The organism is Chryseobacterium sp. CH21, from assembly GCF_004119445.1.
Classification (GTDB): Bacteria; Bacteroidota; Bacteroidia; order Flavobacteriales; family Weeksellaceae; genus Chryseobacterium.
In genome coordinates this window covers 1-19,165 of record NZ_QICI01000023.1, presented here as the reverse complement: position 1 = coordinate 19,165, position 19,165 = coordinate 1, and the positions used below count along the sequence as shown (strand labels likewise).

Below are 19,165 nucleotides of genomic sequence, written 5' to 3'. Positions count from 1 at the left end.
TTTCTTAATAAAATAAAAGTAAAAACCGCTGGGCTTTTAGTATCGTGTGGAATTGCTTACCTTAAAATTCCTCTGATTCTGTTGGCATTGGTGATCAGTTCTTCAAGGTATTCATAATTCTCTTTTTCAAGGGCAGATTTGAATTTTCTCAGCTGGGAAATATGTTCGTTCAGCACATCCAGCACATTTTCTTTGTTTTGTTTAAAGATGGGAACCCACATTTCAGGATGCGATTTGGCAAGACGTACCGTACTTGAAAAACCTGAACTTGCAAGCTGAAAAATAGTTTCTTCCTCACGTTCTTTTTCCAGTACCGTATTGGCAAGGGCATAAGACGTAATGTGGGAAATATGGGAAATATAAGCGGTATGGACGTCGTGATCTTGTGCATCCATGTAAATCATGTGCATATCAAGGGCATTAACTACTTGTTCAACAATGTTCAGCGCATCTTCTGCAGATTCTTCTTTGTTGCAGATTACTCCAGCCTTTCCTGAGAAGCTTTCTGCAATAGCGGATTTCGGACCGTTATTTTCTGTTCCCCACATCGGGTGGAAAGCTACAAATCTTGAACGCCTCGGATGGTCTTTTACTGCATTTACAATTCCAGCTTTTGTAGAACCTGCATCCATTACCGTCTGCTGATCAGTTACTAAATCAAGAACAGAGGGCAATAGCTTTCTGGCAGCATCTACAGGAATTGCAAGGATAATCAGATCAGAATTTTTAATTCCATGCTCAAGATCTACTCCGGCATCAATGATTTTAAGTTCTAATGCGTCACTGATATGCTGTGTATTGTTATCGATTCCGTAGATGAAGCTGGCGATGTTTTTCTCCCTTAATTTCAAGGCCATTGAACCACCGATTAATCCTACTCCAATAATACTTATTTTCATCTTTTTCTATTGTTTAAAATAAAAAAACCTCGTCCCTAGGACGAGGTTTTAAATTATATTCATAAGAATCCCTATCCCAGAGCTGAGGTAAAAATTCTATAATAATATGTTCCGTTGTTAAAATTCACTTAGCAAAGGTAAAAATATTTTTTAAATGAAACGAAATTTCTTTTCTAAATTATTTATAGATGGGATGAATTGGTTTTGTTAAAGAGCTGACTACTTATTTTTAAAGGTTTGAAATTTCTAAATAAGATATATTGTAATAATTATTTAAATATTACATTTTTTAATCCATACTTTTTTTCTGTGTACTCACTCTCAAACAATAATTTGCCTTTATCATATTGAAGAATACCAAAATAAAGCGGTTTATCTGCATCACCAGTATATCCATTAATCACCTCTGAATATTTTAAAAATATTTTTCCATCAACAGTTTTATCTTCTTTAAGCAGATATTGATTATACATTTTTCCCATATTTCCAGATTCTGTATAAATGATAGAATCTTTCTCAATTTTCAATGAAACTCCATAATCATCCAACTTCTCGTTGGTTGCAAAATATTCTCCCGATGGAATTGAAATCTGTTGTTTTGATGATGAAATACTTCCGGTAATTTTTTGTAAATCAGATTCAAGACTTTGATTATTAAGGGTGTCCTTTTTTTCTTCTCTCTTCTGTTCACATGAGTATGATAGAAATATGAGCGATAGTGAAATTAAAAAGTTTTTCATCATTTGGTTTTTAGTCTAATTAGAATTAGGTTATTCTTATTTCAAATTTTGGAAATAGTACCATTAGCTAGTATTTTATATTTTTCACTTTTTTTCTTATTTAGCTTGTCTGCAAAACTAATTTTGTAGATATCAATAGTCATATCCGAGTTAATGATAAAAGAATCATAAGTATCTTCTTCAGGCATTGCATAACCTATTGATTGGCGACTGATAACTTTATTATTATTATTATTATTAATTGTAACGATTTCTTGTGAACTGGAATCTCCTTCAAAATTGAAAATATATATATTAATGTTGCTTTGGGGGATTGGCTTTAGAGAAAATATAGATTCTGGAGCACCCTCTTTAATATCTATAATTTTTATTACTTTGTTATATTCTGTCTTATTCAAAGAAGGATATCTCTTTTGACAATCAATAGTATTTGATTGTATGCAAACTTGTTTATATTTTTCATAATCAAATGGCAGATTAATACTATTATTAACTAATTCTTTCTCTTTTTTTAGAATACACTTATTGGGGGCATAATATTCACCATTTGGTATTTTAAGAATAGTCCAAATTAAAGCGTTGTCATTTATTTTTATAAAACATGTTCCCTTTCCCGAATTGAAAAAACTTTGAAAATTACCAATATATGCTTCTTGGCTCTTATTAAAAGCTGCTTTTATATTAATGTTTTCTTCAAAATCACAGTCGAGTTTTTGTCCATTGTTGTATACTGCACAATATTGTGCGAATAATGAGTCTTTGGTCATTTTCAGAATTTTCAACGTGAACTCTTGACTTTTGTCTTCTGACTTCCATCGCCATACTTCAGGGAGCTTTCTTTCGTTACTTACAGTAGCATTACTAACAACTTTATTTTCTTTGGACTCGTGACCTTTGCACGAAATTATACTACCTAGAAGGCAAACTAATACTAAAAATCTATATATCATAATTTAAAATCTATAATGTGTAATTTAAGCATTTATCAACTCTTATTTTAAGACCTTTTAAATAATCTTCTGAGAACCAATTTTGAGAAGCTCCATAATCATAATAAGCTTTTCTAATTTCACTTATTCTAGTAAGCAATTTTTCTTGATCAGCAGGTTGATTTAAGGCATTTGCAGTTTCTTTTCCCATTCCTCCATCAATAGTGATGGTTTGGTTGAATTCACTAATAAGTAATTTCTGAACTTCTTTAATTGCACCTCCCGAAGTAATACTCCAATCATATACCATAAGTGCTACTTTTAAATTCTTCACTTCACAATAACCTTTAGGTTCCCAATATCTTTTCCTGTAAATAATGGTAGCTTGTTCTTCAGTAATCTTTTTTTGATTTTCTTCAGTAGGTTCAACTCCTAGATCTTCTTTTGCATATTTTTGCCAAACAGGCCATGATATCCCTTTATTAGTTGGATCTCCTTTATCTTTAGAAGGTTCATTTTTATACCCTCCTTCATGTTCCAAAATTATTGGAGCTATTTTTTTGAATTTATCTTCACAAGTGCTAAGAGGAGAATTGCTTGGTTTGTTTTGTTGCGACTGATAGGTTTCATAACAATTGCAAGTATTATTATAACCTAATTCAATTGCTAGTTGAACAATACTTTTCCCATTTAGTGTTACTAAACTTGTGCAAAAGTATTTATCTTCTAAATATTGCGAATCAAATTGCCTTACATCCATATGAATCCAGCTAAAAGTGTGATCATATCTTACCTTTCCTTTATTATTATAAAGTAAATCAATTGGTTCGATTGAGAACAAATTTGGGTTAGGCCATTCTTTTTGAGCTCCTAAATATTTAACAAAAATAGAATCTCTCATTGATCTTAATTCCACAAGGTTTTTCTTGTTTTCACCTCTTATTTGCCAATTACCTTTACTGAATTGTATGTCAATTGCTTTTCCTTGGTGGTTGGTTGTTGTATAATTTTTGAAGCGACATCTATATCCCGATGTAAATTGATCAATTTTATAAGTAGCTTGTTTATTAAAATAGAATTGCAATGCCTTAAATCCAAATAATAAAGATCGATGAATACCTGGATACTCATATTTATTATTGGCTTCAGTTTTTGCAGTACCTTTATATGTGTTTTTTCCTGTACGATCTCCAAACCCTTTACAATTATTAATTTCTAGAATTCCTCTTAATGTACTTGTTACTTTTTTACCTTTTGTACTACACGAGCATTTTAATTGATTCCATAATATTGTATTAATTTCAAAATTTTTAGAGAATTCATCAATAGCTCTCAAAACATTACCACATACTTTTCCAGTTTCTGTCACCTTCATGTAATCTCTCTGAAACTGTTTAACCATTTTTTTAGTTCTGTCTGTAAATTTATCTGTAGGTACATTTCCTCCAAAACCAGCTAAGCGAATATTAATTTCTCTAATTAGCTCACTAGGAGTAGAGTTTTTATCAATGCAATATTTGCCACCACATCCTTTATCTGCCTTCGGCTGCTTCTGAACTGCAGCCGCACTCTTCATCTTTTCCACTTCCATCAGTCCTTCCGAATTTACCCCAAATTTCTGAGATTCCGCAGAAAGATCTTTGGAGATAATTTCAATGAAATAGTTTTGTTTATCGGAATCCGGATCACCGATACGGGAGTCTATTCCTTTTCCAAAAATATCTTTAGTAATGATAAATCCTGAAGTATCACATACATCGGCAGGAATTTTAATGTTTCCACTTCTGTAAACTTCATCATTGGAAGTGGTATCATATTCCCAGACTACATATTGGATGTGTTTTCCTACCATGTTTTTGGAATGAATTCTTACCCTTACTTTATCACCTACAGCGACTTTGGAAAGCTCTCTTCCTGTATCATCAATGAAAACGGCTTCTATAATATTACCTTTAGGATCCGGCTGTTTGGGAGCTCCTCCTTGTCCGGCCGGGAATTTGGGTGTATGTTTCTCAGGTTGCGGCTTAGGTTTGGGCTGGTTTTGGGGCTGCCCTTTATAATCCGGATTGGTTACATTTACATTCACCTGGCTGGCTCCCTGGATTTTCCCTGAATAGGTTGCCGTAACATAATACTCATGGTTGGCACCTTCACTTTTATCACCTTTCATCATAAACTGATTGGCCATCTGGCGAAGGATTTTTTCATCAGACATCAAAGGTATTTGTACTTCTGCAATCCCTTTTTCATTGACGCGAGCTTTGTAGCTGCGGGTATGGCGGTTATTTTTATTGATAACAGAGTCATGACCTTTTCCAGGCGCATCATCCTCCCAAAGATGGAATTCAATCTCTTTATTAAACATGGCGATGCAGTGAGCCTGCGCGATAAGCGTATCACGGTAACTGGCTTTATTAACGTCTTTTGCACCTCTGTTGAAGAGGATTACTTTATCTATTTTTGAAACTTTGTTACTGGCAGGAATCAATATAAGACTAGCCACCAATTCTTTGGTAGCAGGAAGTCCCGGTAAAATACCTTTTTTAGTTTCATAGACTTTCATTTGAAATTCTATTCCCAGCGCTATTTCTCCAAATTTGTAGGTTACTTTTTCGCCTTTTTTTGGTTGGCTGGTAATGTCTTTCCAGCTTCCGTTCTTTTGTTTCTTATAAAGATACCATTCGTAATCACCTTTCAATCCGAAGGAGAGAATGGAAGGTTTTACTTCGTAGGAGTAGGTCGTTCCTACCAGAGGATTCTGATTCCCGATAATATTTCCTGTCATGGCTTAGCTGTAATAAAGTTCGTCTGTACCTTTCGTATCTTCCTTGAATTCATCAAAATCCACAACGGGATTGTAAACCTGCTGTTCCTGGGTATTCGCTTTTCCCACATGGCTTTTGCCTGCCTCACTTTGCTGCCCGTGCTTGAGAATCGTTATTTTTCCTCCTGTGCTGCACATCAGTTCTGAGATTTCTGTAAGACAGCTTTTTTCCATTACCTTTACTTTTTCATACGTTTTTTGCCATTTTCCGGCAGGAGCGTAAGAACAGGGAAGATAGCCTCCCGAGGTTGGCTTAAGTTTACACTGTCCGAATGGTTGTGCAGCAGGATCAAGCTGAAGGTCATCTTCAGTTACAGCGAGATAATCAGCTTGTCCTTCCTCATCATTCCAGTAATGCTTTTGGTGGCTGGTTACTTTAAATTTTGGAAATTTAAATCCCTGATTGCATTGCACGATTCCTTTTTGCACGATGAAATATTTTCCTTCGTGAGGACTGGATCCACTGTCTTCTTTTTTATCTTTTTTTTCCTCTTTATTAGATTGTTGTTCTGTATTTTCAGATGTCTGTTCTCCGCCTTCAGGCTGCTCTTCTGTAGCGTTTTCTTCACTTTCGGGCATTTTCTCTGTAGCTTCCTCCTGTGAAGAAGTGGAGGTATTTTGAGGTTCTGCCTCTTCAGTCATAAGCTGTGGATCTTCCGGAATTAAAATGGTTTTTCCGGGAACAGGTTCCTGCATGACCTCTTCCGGCGGGCAGTGAAGATTATGATAGGTTTTTAAAATACCTTCATTTTTCAGTTTGAACTGCCGGGCTAATGAACCGAATGTATCGCCTTTCTGTGTGACATAATTTTTCATATTATCCTTGTGTTATATTGATGTGGTGTTGGTGAATAAATTCTTCTTCATGACCAAGTAAAACCGAAGCTTTTGCCTGGAGAAGATTTTTATTTTTGATATGAGTGGTGTATTCTAATACGATAGTTCCTGATGCTGGTTCAGAAGCTGATTCCTGAAGTTGAATACCGCGCATGATCTCTTGCGGAGTGCACAATTCAATGATTTTGCCATTCAAAATGGTCGAAACAGAGTCTTCCTCTATATTTTCCTGTTCAATAGTAATTTCACATGGTACAGGAAAGGAATTCTGTACAAAATAGAAAGATTCTTTCCATTTTGTTTTCTTTTGAAACCAATCTATCCTAGGGAATAGAGTCTGAAATAGAAGTGTACTTTGAAACTGCTTTAATAAAAACATTTCGTCGTTGATGCTTCTTTCAAATGTATCCATATAATGTTGAGATACTTCTCCTATATAGAATTCTTCAAGTTCTTTACGTTGTTTGGAAAAAGTATCCGTAATTCTCTTATGGTTTTCAAATCCGGTGATTTTACCTTGTTCATTAAGAATAAACTCAAGAGGCATAATGCTTTGCATGCAGGCAATAGAAAGACTGCTTACCTTATCATCAGAAGTATCTCCATTGGATTTAAAACCTTTCTGAAGATAATTCAGGATATGCTGACCTGTATTTTTGTTTTTTCGAAGAGTGAGTTCAATGATGTAATTGATGTTAACTGAAGATTCGAACGAATTTTCAAAAGTTTCATTGACCGTATATGTTTTAGCAAAAAAAGAATCGGATAGTTGGTTGGGCAGGGTATTTTTTCTTTCCTGCTCTTTTTGTTCTTTGGTTTTAAAATCTGTAGGGACAAAGATATGTTTGACTTGATTAAGGTTTTCAAACCAAACCTTATCCATTTTTTGACAATGGGAATTATGAAACAGCTTCAGTTCCTCGCCAGTCATGCCCAGCCGGGAAGCGATAGAGGTTAGCGTGTCTCCATTTCGTACCTGATATTGTAAGAAATCAATTTCCATCCCATGTGAATTATCTGATAAAGCTATTAAAAAACTCTATTGGAAATTATTTTTTGGATTAAATTTTAAAAATTGTAGTAGAATTACGACATGAAATTGATGGTGTACAGAGAACCACCCCGTCAAAAATTCTTTGAATTTTTGCCACCCCTCCCTCGGAGGGGAATTATAACGTCTTCAGTTGTGATGCTAGTCAGGATTGGAGTTTTTGTTGATGCTTTCTTGTTGGTTTAATGCAGTTGGATTTCTACGGAATGATATAATTGGAATGATAGTTTATCCATACAGTTTGTCATTCCGTAGGAATCCCAGCTCTTATAATGATTTTTCAAAGCTTGAGTTGTAACTTAACACAAGCAAACAAGAAACTTTCGTGACTTTTGTGGTTTCATGATATACAATACAACCAAAAGTTATTATTAATTTTAAAGCTATAAAAAAACAATATGAAGAAGAGATTCTTACACGGAGTTTTCATAATATTGATCAGTTGGGGCTCTGTATATGCTCAGAAGTCCGGCGATCAGGCGTCTGTTTTTTTTACCACTAAAGCACAGGATACAGTAAAGATTGGGGAAACATTTAACGAGAAAGATACTACGGGCAGTAAAAGTTTAAAAAATAGGATAAAACCTATTCAGGCTAATTTTAAAAGTATCAATTCTACGACAAAATGGACTTCTGTCAAAAAGAAGAATATTGAAGGAGAATCTGCAGAAGGAGGAGAGGCAGCATTTTATTATACAGATAAAGGATTGGAAAAAGTTATTGCCAGACATTATGGAGAAATGGGACAAATGCTGATCGAATATTATCTTCTTAACGGACAGCTATCTTTTGTTTTCGAGAAAGAGTACAGGTATAACCGACCGTTTTTCTACGATACTAAAGCAATGAAAGAGAATAATGATACGGAAGCCTTTGATTTCAATAAGTCAGAGGTTATCACAACCAGGAATTACTTTGAAAATGGAAATATCATTATGATCAATAATACTGCAGGGCGTGGATTTAATATCGATGCTGATTATCCATCTGAACAGGAAAAAAACTTGACAGAGAGTTTCAAAAAGCTTCTGAAACTGGCAGAATAATGTCTATTATTTCTGTTGATCAGCTTTGATAATATTCAGCCTTTCCTCTACTTCAGTAATCCTTTTAAGCCAATAATTAATGCCTTCCTGATTAGTCACTGTTTCTTTAAAAGCATTGCGGTTAACGGCCCATAGATGGCCACTGTTTTTTTGATAATCCAGTTCGCGCTCCTTTTTATTTTCGGGTTCTATGCGGTATCTCCAAAATACCAATGCATGCATATATTCTGAACGGATTTTTTCCAGATAATGAATAATAGCTTTTCGATCCTGAGGAATATATCCGGGGCCAGAACATCCACATGAATGAAAAGTGATTCCAACTGTATACAAATCACGGATGTGAGCCCATTGTTTATCGTCATTTTTTGCCGGCGATTTAAAGTCAAGTCCCATATTGGCCATCAGACTTCCGCATTCCGGACACTTGGCTTCCACAGAGACCTGAGCATCCCGATCCACATCTTTCAGATGGCGGCGTTTGAAAGTTTTCTGGCAGTTGAAACAGGCATAATGACCTTTATAAACCATCATGGAGTATCGGCACATAGTATTATCTTATTCTTTGGTTATAAGTTATTTTTTATTTGTTTTTTTCCTCTTCATTAAAGTTGATTCCCATAAAGCTGCTGGCACTTCTTGGATCGTAGACCGACCATATATTTCCTCAGGGAAATTGGAAGGTGCAGCTTGGGTAAGGTGTTTTCTTTTTTTGGGTGGGTGGTATTCCAAGAACTTTGGACAGAAAAGAGTTATTCCGGTAGAAAACGTTCATTTCTTTTTCTTCTGTCCAATCATTCCAGTCTTTTGCATCCGTCTTTTCCCAGGTGTTCATATGGACACTATCCAGCTGATCTCCGAAAAAGCATATACTGAAAGATACCTGGTAGCCTGCTATTTCTATACTCTTAAAATAATACCACACATATCCGGTTTTTACATCCCAGAGAGTATGATATTTTTCTTTATAAAAATCAGACTGTTTCAGCTGATCAAAACTCATTCCTTTATAAAGTGTGGTAGCAAAGTCTTCCAGCTCTATAACTCCATTTTCACTGTTAATCAGCATGTCCCAAAAAATTGAAGCTATAAATATACCCGTTTTTTCTTTACAGACAACGAATAATATTTACAGCTTCAATAGAAATAGAAATATCGGTGTGTTATTTTATGCTATGGATTTGATATTATTAATGTTGATGGAATATCAGACAGCCAAAGACTCTTCGTATCAATCAGATTTTTCCAGCTTTTGCTGCTGATCAGCATCAGATCCTGAGAATTCAGAAAATCTTTCTCAATCTTTTTCTCATTGTACAGGGTGATATGATTAGGAGCTACCTGCTCAATGCTTCTGATCAGTTCTTTCACCTCAATATTATTTCGGATCTGTCCTGCAGCATCCAGAATGATAATTTGAGAATTATTGTTATTGATCAGCCTTTTAGCATATTCAAGAAGATAAAAATCGCTCAGGTTAAAAATCGGAACAAATACTTTATCTGCGGCTTTAAAGTCTTTTTCTACCAAAACTCCTACAGGAATATTGGTCTTGTCCAGAATCTGAAGGGTGAAATCGTCAAAAGGAGAATTGTTGAATATATTTCCTTTCCCTTTTACCGTGTTCAGAAGTTTTTCAGGATTAATGATTTTGGTTGTAAAACCCAGTAAACGGCCTAACAGACTTCCTTCATACATTGATTTTCCAAGCATGATGAGCAGGATGTCATAATGTCCTTTATTGGTAATACTGGTAAGATCACTTTCAATATCGGTAGAGGCTTTGAAGAGGGTAGTAACTTCCAGATTAAGGTCATGAGAAGTTTCAATCACATTCTGAAATTGGGAGTCTTCATATTCATTGATATCGTAGGCATGCATTTCATCTACCGGAGCAATATTCATAGCGGTGATGCTTTTATTGCCGTTCATTTTATGGGTAAAATTGTGTGCAAGCTTCAACAAAGTACTTCCGGATTCCGGTTTATCAAAAGAGAGGAGAACGCGGTACTTGGAATCATTTTCGTGACTAGGCTCGTCCTGATTTTTTTTAGATTTAAAAATAAAATTAATGAAGTCTAACGCAGGCCCTGTCATGAAAGTAGTGAAAAGTGCCATAATGACAAGCATTGCAAAAATTTCAGGGCTTAAAACGCCGAGATCATATCCGATATTCAGTACAATAAGCTCCATAAGTCCTCTGGTATTCATCAAAGCTCCGATTGTTAAGCTTTCTTTCCAGTTGATGCCTACAAATCTGGCGGTAAGGGCGCTTCCTGCAAATTTTCCAAGAACAGCAGTCAGAATAATAAATCCTGTGGTCATCCAAAGATGGCTGTCGTTCAGAAGCCCGATTTGGGTACGAAGTCCTGTAAATACAAAAAATAAAGGAAGTAAAAGTACCAAAGCCACATCTTCTACTTTATCAATGAAAAGTGTACGGAATTTTGCATTCTCCGGCATAATCGCTCCAGCCATAAAGGCTCCGAATAAAGCGTGAATACCAATTACTTCAGTAGCATATGCTGATAAAATCAAAGTCAGAAAGAAAATAGCCACCATAGGTTTGCTGATTGTATTTTTTCCTGCCTGAAGGTCTCCGATTCTTTTCAGGAATGGTCTTACAATTTTAATCATTAAAAATACATAGGCAATGGCCATGATGATCACATAGATAGAACTTGCAAAAGAACCTGCTTTTACAATAGCAATTACGGCAGCAAGAATACACCATGCAGTAATATCATCGGCAGCAGCACAGGTGATAACAATGGTTCCAAGCTTGGTTTTCTGAAGGTTTCTCTCCTGTACAATTCTCGCCAATACCGGGAATGCCGTAATACTCATAGAAATAGCTATGAATAAAGCGAAGGAAGTAAACTGAATGCCCTCTGGTGCAAATTCCTGATATACAAAATAAGAAAGCCCAATTCCCAAAGCAAAAGGAATAATAATACTGGCATGGCTGATGACTACAGCATCATGAGCTTTTTTTCTTAATACACTCAGATCCAGCTCCATGCCTACGATATACATGAAGAGAATAAGGCCTATCTGGCTCAGAAACTGAAGGTTGCCTAATGATTCTTTTGGGAAAAGAAAGGCTGAGAACTCAGGGAAGTACATTCCTACTAATGAGGGGCCTAGCACAATACCTGCAATCATTTCTCCGATTACAGTGGGCTGCTTTATTTTCATACAAACCCATCCGAAAAGCCTGGCGGTCATGATAATAGTAACAATTTGTGCCAATAATAAAGCAAGAGGATGGTGAAGATTGGTTTTAAAGGATTCCAGGAAATTTTCCCAGGTAGAGCCGCTGCTGGTATTGGCAACGATATTTTCTTTTACTTCCAGTGTCTGTCCTTCGATAATAAAAAAATACATTAGGCACGAAAAGACTGCGATGGTTGTAATGTAGAAAATTAAATTTTTGTATTTCCCCAAATTCATGATTCCTATATTTTATGCAAAGTTGAAAAGAATATAGTTATGTTAAATACTCTTTTTTTAAAATGTAATGAATGTTCTAAAAAATGTAATAAAATCTATTTGAATGAATAACCGAGTCCAAAGCCTATTCTTCAGTTCTCATTCTAATCTGCTGTTTAGCATTATAATAGATTGGAATCTCGAAATTAATGGGGTTAAATATTGAAAAAGAGGAGTTGTAATAAAGGACATATATTCTGTAACGAAACCGGAAAGAGTTGGGAAAGTCTATTTTCCGAAGAGCTCCATTAGGGAATTTTTATAAGCATCCCCAATCTGAAGTTTCAGGAAAGTGTGTTGTTCTGTAGGAATAGTCGTAATAATTTCGTTGGTTGAAAATACTTTAATGGAAGAAAGTGCAATGATCTCTTTTTTGTTGACCTGAGCGAAATCTTTTGCAGGAAGCATTTCCAGAAGGTTTTTAAAATTCAAGTTTTTTAAAACGATGGTCGTTCCGTCGCTGAGGATGATATCTTTATCCCTGCTGTCGATCTCAGAGGTTTTAATATAAGAGATTTGTTCTGTGAAGATAACCGTTTTCCCAATATTAGTATTCCACTCGATGAAGGCTTTTTTGGCGTGTTTTCCACCAGTTCTTTTGCTTTTTCGAAGGCCTGGATAAGTCTTTCTTTTTTGATAGGTTTTCTTACATAATCCACCACATTCAGATCAAAAGCTTCTGCAGCATATTCTTTATAAGCTGTTGTAAAGATGATCTTTTTTGACCCAGAAATAATTTCAGCTACCTGAAGACCTGTCATTCCAGGCATTTCAATATCCAGAATACACACATTACAGTCGAGGCTGTCTATTTCGTTCAGAAAAATTTTAGGATCATTGAATGCTTTTACTACTTCTACGTTCTCAATCTGTTCGCATAAAAGTTTCAAATAACTGATGGCCAGTAATTCATCATCCAGAATAACGCATTTTATCATAGAATTCTCCTAAATTGATTTTTAATTCCGCTGTAAAGATTCCGTTTTTTGAACTTCTTTCCAGTTGATAATACGTACTGTAGATCATCTTAAGCCTTTGGTCAAAAGACTGGCTTCCAAAACCGCTTTTCTCCTTTTCCAGAATGTTTTTCAGAGAAGCTTTATTACTGACTTTCATCGTGAAAATACCGTTTTCAAGCTCCATATAAATGGAAATAAAAGAGTCTTGAGCCAGAAAATCCGTATGTTTGAATGCATTTTCTATAAGATCCACAGAAATCAGCGGTGCGAATACCTTTTCTTCATACAATGCATCAGATTTATTAATCCTTGATTTGATCCTGAAGTCAAAAAGTGGATTGATCTTGATTTTATTAATCTCAATAAGGCTTAACGCAAAATTGAGCTCTTCTTTCGGGCTTACATACTTATTATTGCTTTCGTATAAAATATAATCCAGTACATTCGCCAGCTTATCCAGAGACATATACGTCTGGTAAGCGTGAGATTGCACCGAATTGAGAATGTTTTTAAACAAATGTGGATTCAGCTTTGTCCCGATATGTTCCAGGCGGACTTCATTCAGGCGCTGTTCAATAAGTTTGTTGGTTTCAGATAACTTGGTATTTCTCTGTTTCAGCTTTTGATTCTGGCTGAAAAGATAAATGCTGACCGTCAGAAACAGAAAAATGGCAAATACTCCGATGAATATCAGATAATCATGAATCATGTAGTAGTTGCCTTCCATAGTTTATTTTTGAACAACTATTTAAGTTTCTTAAGCTCTTTTACTGTTACGGTTTCCTCACATTTTTCAAAAGTGATCTCGTAAGAAGGATTTTTTTCAGGGTAAGTTATAAGATAATCCGGACATGGTTTCTTTTGTGCATGGCTGCGGTCAAAATCTACTTTTCCGTTGGTAATGATGCTGTCTTTTATAAATTTCTCATCAATCTTGTAGGTCGTCATTGCATTTTTAGCTTCTTCAGAATATTTGAATTCTTTGGAAAGGCTTTCCGCAATTACACGGCTGTTGGGTAAATACCCGCTGCAGCTTGCCCCTTTTTTGTTTAAAATAAAAATACGATCAAAAGCCCCGGAACGAAGCCTATTGCATAAAATTTCAGTTTTTTCATTAGAAAATTAAAAGATTGATATCGTGGTACGTAAGTCCGAAACGGTCGCAGATGATCTTCTTGGTATGTCTTCCTTTGTACATGTATAAGCTCTGCTTCATTTCGTTTTTGCGGATCAGCATGTTTTCAAAGCCGCCCTCTTCGTCATAATTTAAAATATAGGAAAGGAAGAAATTCGAGATAGCCTTGGTGGTGGTTCTCGGCATTCTTGAGGTAAGGTTCGGAAGTCCGCAATGGATAACACCGTGTTTGATGATGTAAGGATCTTCCATGGTTGTTAATTCAGAAGTTTCAATCACTTTACCATTATCTATCGTGATATCAATGATGACACTGCCTTTTTTCATTTTCATGACCATATCTTCAGTAACGATAGGTGTCATGTTTAATCTTGGAAGTGCCCCGATCACTACATCAGCACGTCTTAAGCTTTTGCTGAGTTCTTTAGGATCAATAATAGAAGTCGGTACACGGCTGTCAACGATAGTATGAAGTCTTCTCAGTTTGGATAAAGAGTTGTCGAAAACCTTTACACTAGCTCCAAGACCTATTGCTGCTTTCGTAGCAAATTCGCCTACAATACCGGCACCAAGAATCACGACTTCAGCAGGTCTTACTCCTGTAATCCCTCCAAGCATTAAACCATTTGATAAGGCTAATAATTCAGAAGCGTATAAAATAGAAACGGTTCCTGCAATTTCACCGACTAATCTTACCAAAGCCAACTGCTTGTATTCATCAACGATAAATTCAAAAGCAATGGCGTTTATTTTTTTCTCTGCAAGCTTTAAAAAATATTCCTTGTCTCTAAGGTTGATCTGAAGTGCCGAAACCAGATACGTATTAGGTTTCATGTACTCAATTTCATCTTCTGTAGGAGGATTCACCTTCAGAATAAGATCCTGCCCGAAAGCTTCCTTAGGGTCATTGGTGATCTTCGCTCCAGATTCCGAATATTGTAAATCTGTAAAGAATGAACCTTCTCCGGCCCCTGCTTCAATAATGATCTCATGGCCGTGCTCTACCAACACCTGTACGGCGTCGGGAGTAATGCAGGTTCTCCTTTCGTTGAGACAGGTTTCTTTAGGAATTCCAATACTGAATTGTTTTCCTTTTTTTATAACATCCAATTTTTCCTCTTTCGGCATTAATTCTTCTTCTGTGAAAGGAGTAAAAATATTTGTACTCATCCTTAAATTAAATTATGTCTTACAGATTGTTTTTTACACTCAATTAATGAGCAAAGATACATAATATTTAATCGAATGAAATTTCTCTGTTTTCACCCGTATTCACAATGCTCATTGTATGGTAGTTAAGGCCGTAAAGCTCTTCTTCATAGACTTCCGGCCATTCGATGATGCATAAAAAAGAATTATCCAGATATTCTTCAATACCGATATCATAGACTTCTTCAATATTTTTTAAACGGTAAAGATCAAAATGATATATTTTTCCTTTTTCTGTATTGTATTCATTCACAATAGAATAAGTAGGGGAGTTTACTTCATCTTTGCTGCCCATATTTTTAAGCAGAAATTGAGTAAATGTTGTCTTCCCTGCTCCCAGGTTTCCTTTTAATAAAAGAATATTATGTTGTAATTGAGGAATGATGCTGTCAACAACTTCCTGCCAGTCTTCGATTGTATTGATAGTGAACTGCATATACTAATTTGTTTTGCAAAATAATGATTTATGAGTTTTTATGAGATGTTAGAAGCTAGAAATTAGAAATTAGTGGCTGGAGGTTGGATGCTAAATGAGCACTTTCAAACCTCAAACCTTGATAAATCGAATCTCGTCCCAACAAAACCGAAAAATTCCCACTTACTAACTCTCCAACCCTAAAACCCTCTAACTCGAAACCCGAAACCTGAACCCCGTAACTCGAATCTGAAACTCTCAAACTCTACCAACTCTGCATAAAAATACTTAATTTTACAGCATGATTTCCAAACAGACCATTGATAAGATATTCTCCACGATCCGCGTTGAAGAGATTGTGGGTGAATATGTGCAGTTGAAAAGAGCAGGGTCTAACTACAAAGGACTCAGTCCGTTTCATGAAGAGAAGTCTCCAAGTTTTGTGGTTTCGCCAAGTAAACAGATCTGGAAAGATTTCTCAACAGGAAAAGGGGGGACAGCCATTTCTTTCCTTATGGAAATTGAGAACTTTACTTATCCTGAGGCACTTCGCCACGCTGCAAAAAAATATGGAATTGAAATTGAAGAAGATCAGCGTGAAATTTCTGAAGAAGCAAAAAATGCCCAGACAGAGAAAGATCTTTTATATAAGATTCATGAAGTTGCCAATACTTATTTTCAGGAGATCCTTTGGGATGATCAGGAGGGAAGAAGCATAGGTCTTTCTTATTTCAAAGAAAGAGAGCTTAAGGATGATATTATTAAGAAATTCCAACTAGGATATTCTCCGGAAAAGAAAAACGCTTTTACGGCTTATGCACTTGAAAAAGGATACACCAAGGAAATTCTTGAAAAATCCGGACTTTCTATTTTTCCGGAAAATACTCCTGCAGGGGTAGACCGTTTTAGAGAAAGAGTTATTTTCCCTATTCACAGTTTTTCTGGGAGGGTTTTAGGATTTGGCGCAAGAATTCTGAAGAATAATGTCAAAACTGCGAAATATCTCAACTCACCGGAAACGGAGATTTATCATAAATCCAATGTTCTTTACGGATTAAACCAGAGTAAGCAGGCTATTTCCAGAAAGAATGCCTGTCTTTTGGTGGAAGGATATATGGACGTGATTTCACTTCATATGTCCGGAATTGAAAATGTGGTGGCAAGTTCCGGAACGTCTCTGACAACAGAGCAGATTAAACTGATTAAGAGGCTTACAGAAAACGTAACGATTCTTTTTGACGGGGATAATGCCGGAATTAAAGCCAGTTTCCGAAGTATTGATATGCTCCTGACGGAAGGCATGAATATCCGTGTTTTACTTTTCCCTGATGGAGATGACCCGGATTCCTTTGCCAGAAAACATCCGCAGGATTACGTTGAAAAGTACATCGAAAATGAAGCGATGGATTTCATCGACTTTAAGGCGGAAATTCTGTTGAGAGATATCGGAAATGATCCTATCAAAAAGGCTGAAGCCATAAGGGATATTGTAAAATCGGTTTCTTTTGTACAGAATGCGCTGAAAAGAGAGGTTTATCTGAAAGAAGTATCCAATAAATTCGGACTTTCAGAGCAGAGCCTTTTCAATGAACTGGATGTTCAGAAGCAGATTACACAGAATCAGACGCATCATGTTCAGCAGCAACAGAAGGAAAAAGCAGCAGCTCCGAAAATGGAAGTTGTTCCTCTGGATAAGGAGAAAGAAGATCCTTTCCTGTATGATGTATTGTTCATGGAGAATAAACTTGTTGAACACATGCTGGCATTTGGAGATATTATTCTGAAACGTAGAAATGAACAGGGTGAAGAATATCAGATTACAGTAATTGAGGAAATTCTTCATCATTTTGAAGAAGAGCAGTATGCATTTTTAGTCAAAGGAAATGAGATTATTATCACTCAGGTGAGGGAAGGAATTCAAAAGGATGAATTGAGAAGTGGAAACTTTTTTGTATCTTTTATGGATGAGGAGATTACCACAAAGGTTGTAGATGCCTTAATTCCTTTGGATGAGCTTGAAAACTGGGCTTCCAGAAATATTTATCCTCCTAATTATGGTGATAAAGTGGCAGACCAGATTCAGGGAGATGTTTTACTGCACAAATACAGATATATTGATTATTTAATCACAGAAACAGATAAAGAGCTGGACGTGTACAGAGATACTGATGAAGGAAAGTACTATGAGCTTATCAAGAAAATTACGTTATTGAAACAAGCTTCCATGCGATTGAGTAATATCATCGAATATTCGCCTATCAAAGGAATCTATGGTAGAAAAAGATAATTTGAAGTCAGATTTCTTTTGGTATTCTGTGACAAAAAGTCCTATAAAATTTTAGGAATAAATATTGTAATTTAAACCTTGAGAATATTTAAAAAATAATACATAATAGAAATATGGACATTAAAAAAGAATTCAGAGATTTCTCTGTAAAACATTTAGGAAACAACGGTTTGGTTACCGATCAGTATATGGGAATGTATGGCCCAACGAATCTTACTCCGTACATCATGGAAGAAAGAAGATTAAACGTTGCTCAGATGGACGTTTTCTCCCGTCTGATGATGGACAGAATTATCTTCCTTGGAACTGGTATTGATGATCAGGTAGCAAACATCGTTACAGCTCAGCTTTTATTCTTAGAAAGTGCTGATCCGTCAAAAGATATTCAGATCTATATCAACTCTCCTGGTGGAAGTGTATATGCAGGTTTAGGTATTTATGATACCATGCAGATCATCAAGCCGGATGTAGCAACAATCTGTACAGGTATGGCTGCTTCAATGGGAGCTGTATTATTGGTTGCAGGGGAAAAAGGAAAACGTTCTGCGCTTAAGCATTCAAGAGTTATGATTCACCAGCCTTCAGGAGGTGCTCAGGGAGTTGCTTCTGATATGGAAATCAACTTGAGAGAAATGTTGAAATTGAAGCAGGAACTTTATGAAATCATTGGTCATCACTCAGGGCAAACGTATGAATGGGTTGAGAAATCTTCTGACAGAGATTACTGGATGACTTCTGAAGAAGCGAAAGGCTACGGAATGGTAGATGAGGTTTTACAAAGATCTACAGAGAAAAAATAATTGATGGTAATATCATAGGAAACCGCACCAATCTGGTGCGGTTTTTTTGTTGGATTATAATATTGTAATCACTCATTTCAAGTTATTTACAATATACTTAGCTTCCTACGGAATGACACAATTGAAGCGGTGGTTTATTCATGCAGTTTGTCATTCCGCAGGAATCCACCCATCATGATCCAAGAATAGATGTGAGAGAAAAATTAAAATCCCAATCAAAGTTTCAACTGAAGACGTAAGAATTCCCCTCCTCTGGAGGGGTGGCAAAAATTCAAAGAATTTTTGACGGGGTGGTTTTATATATACTCATAAAAAAAAGCGCCTTAAGGCTAGTCATGGTCGGAAGATTTTTTCTTCCGACTTTTTGTTTTTAGATATTCAATATTATTATTTTAATTAATTGATTATCAGCCATTTAATTTGTTTTATTATTTCATTTTTTGTATCTTTATTGCTGATAATCAATTGTTTATGTCAGTTTTTAAAGATCACAAAATATCACTTAAAGATGTTTTAGAATTTATTCCCGAAGCACTTTTAAG

At 35.8% G+C, this 19,165-nt stretch carries 17 protein-coding genes and 1 pseudogene; 3 read left to right on the top strand and 15 right to left on the bottom strand.

Annotated features, from left to right (window positions below; genetic code table 11):
• Positions 1–56: 56 nt before the first annotated feature.
• From BOQ62_RS03880 to BOQ62_RS03855, 6 genes are all read right to left on the bottom strand, one after another.
• Positions 57–899, bottom strand: a complete 843-nt coding sequence (locus BOQ62_RS03880; RefSeq protein WP_129037281.1) for a prephenate dehydrogenase — start codon at positions 897–899, stop codon at positions 57–59.
• 269 nt (positions 900–1,168) lie between these two features.
• Positions 1,169–1,642: a hypothetical protein gene (locus BOQ62_RS03875; RefSeq protein ID WP_129037279.1), complete on the bottom strand. Its 474-nt coding sequence runs from the start codon at positions 1,640–1,642 to the stop codon at positions 1,169–1,171.
• A 38-nt stretch (positions 1,643–1,680) separates the two neighbouring features.
• Complete coding sequence (locus BOQ62_RS03870; RefSeq protein WP_129037276.1) at positions 1,681–2,406, bottom strand: hypothetical protein; 726 nt, start codon at positions 2,404–2,406, stop codon at positions 1,681–1,683.
• Between the two features lie 193 nt (positions 2,407–2,599).
• On the bottom strand, positions 2,600–5,353 hold the full coding sequence (locus BOQ62_RS03865) for a glycosyl hydrolase 108 family protein (protein WP_129037274.1): 2,754 nt from the start codon (positions 5,351–5,353) through the stop codon (positions 2,600–2,602).
• 3 nt (positions 5,354–5,356) lie between these two features.
• A complete protein-coding gene (locus BOQ62_RS03860) occupies positions 5,357–6,208 on the bottom strand; it encodes a PAAR-like protein (RefSeq protein WP_129037272.1) in 852 nt (283 codons plus the stop codon).
• A gap of 1 nt (position 6,209) precedes the next feature.
• Positions 6,210–7,232: a LysM peptidoglycan-binding domain-containing protein gene (locus tag BOQ62_RS03855; RefSeq protein ID WP_129037270.1), complete on the bottom strand. Its 1,023-nt coding sequence runs from the start codon at positions 7,230–7,232 to the stop codon at positions 6,210–6,212.
• Positions 7,233–7,678: 446 nt separating this feature from the next.
• Between BOQ62_RS03855 and BOQ62_RS03850 the strand changes: the two genes are divergently transcribed.
• Positions 7,679–8,326, top strand: coding sequence for a hypothetical protein (locus tag BOQ62_RS03850; protein ID WP_129037268.1), 648 nt, complete (start codon positions 7,679–7,681; stop codon positions 8,324–8,326).
• A 6-nt stretch (positions 8,327–8,332) separates the two neighbouring features.
• On the opposite strand, the gene BOQ62_RS03845 is transcribed toward BOQ62_RS03850, so the two are convergent.
• From BOQ62_RS03845 to tsaE, 9 genes and pseudogenes are all read right to left on the bottom strand, one after another.
• Entirely contained in the window at positions 8,333–8,860 is a 528-nt protein-coding gene (locus tag BOQ62_RS03845) for a hypothetical protein (RefSeq protein ID WP_317127357.1), read from the bottom strand.
• Between the two features lie 133 nt (positions 8,861–8,993).
• Positions 8,994–9,395, bottom strand: a complete 402-nt coding sequence (locus BOQ62_RS03840; protein WP_228413658.1) for a hypothetical protein — start codon at positions 9,393–9,395, stop codon at positions 8,994–8,996.
• Between the two features lie 104 nt (positions 9,396–9,499).
• Positions 9,500–11,779, bottom strand: a complete 2,280-nt coding sequence (locus BOQ62_RS03835) for a cation:proton antiporter (protein ID WP_228413656.1) — start codon at positions 11,777–11,779, stop codon at positions 9,500–9,502.
• A gap of 267 nt (positions 11,780–12,046) precedes the next feature.
• Complete coding sequence (locus BOQ62_RS22925) at positions 12,047–12,250, bottom strand: hypothetical protein (protein ID WP_228413654.1); 204 nt, start codon at positions 12,248–12,250, stop codon at positions 12,047–12,049.
• A 5-nt stretch (positions 12,251–12,255) separates the two neighbouring features.
• On the bottom strand, positions 12,256–12,756 hold the full coding sequence (locus BOQ62_RS03830) for a LytR/AlgR family response regulator transcription factor (protein WP_228413652.1): 501 nt from the start codon (positions 12,754–12,756) through the stop codon (positions 12,256–12,258).
• Positions 12,731–13,504, bottom strand: coding sequence for a histidine kinase (locus BOQ62_RS03825; RefSeq protein ID WP_121487112.1), 774 nt, complete (start codon positions 13,502–13,504; stop codon positions 12,731–12,733). Before BOQ62_RS03825 ends, BOQ62_RS03830 begins: the two co-directional genes overlap by 26 nt.
• A 17-nt stretch (positions 13,505–13,521) precedes the next feature.
• Positions 13,522–13,892 (bottom strand): annotated as a pseudogene (locus tag BOQ62_RS03820) (hypothetical protein).
• Positions 13,892–15,082 carry an alanine dehydrogenase gene (locus tag BOQ62_RS03815; protein WP_129037264.1) on the bottom strand — a complete coding sequence of 397 codons (1,191 nt, stop codon included), beginning with the start codon at positions 15,080–15,082 and terminating at the stop codon, positions 13,892–13,894. Before BOQ62_RS03815 ends, BOQ62_RS03820 begins: the two are co-directional and overlap by 1 nt.
• A 67-nt stretch (positions 15,083–15,149) precedes the next feature.
• Positions 15,150–15,557 carry a tRNA (adenosine(37)-N6)-threonylcarbamoyltransferase complex ATPase subunit type 1 TsaE gene (tsaE, locus tag BOQ62_RS03810; RefSeq protein ID WP_129037261.1) on the bottom strand — a complete coding sequence of 136 codons (408 nt, stop codon included), beginning with the start codon at positions 15,555–15,557 and terminating at the stop codon, positions 15,150–15,152.
• Positions 15,558–15,837: 280 nt separating this feature from the next.
• Between tsaE and dnaG the strand changes: the two genes are divergently transcribed.
• Together dnaG and clpP are read left to right on the top strand one after the other, a co-directional pair.
• Positions 15,838–17,823, top strand: coding sequence for a DNA primase (gene dnaG, locus BOQ62_RS03805; RefSeq protein ID WP_129037259.1), 1,986 nt, complete (start codon positions 15,838–15,840; stop codon positions 17,821–17,823).
• 113 nt (positions 17,824–17,936) lie between these two features.
• A complete protein-coding gene (gene clpP / locus BOQ62_RS03800; RefSeq protein ID WP_027373257.1) occupies positions 17,937–18,623 on the top strand; it encodes an ATP-dependent Clp endopeptidase proteolytic subunit ClpP in 687 nt (228 codons plus the stop codon).
• The last annotated feature ends 542 nt before the right edge of the window (positions 18,624–19,165 follow it).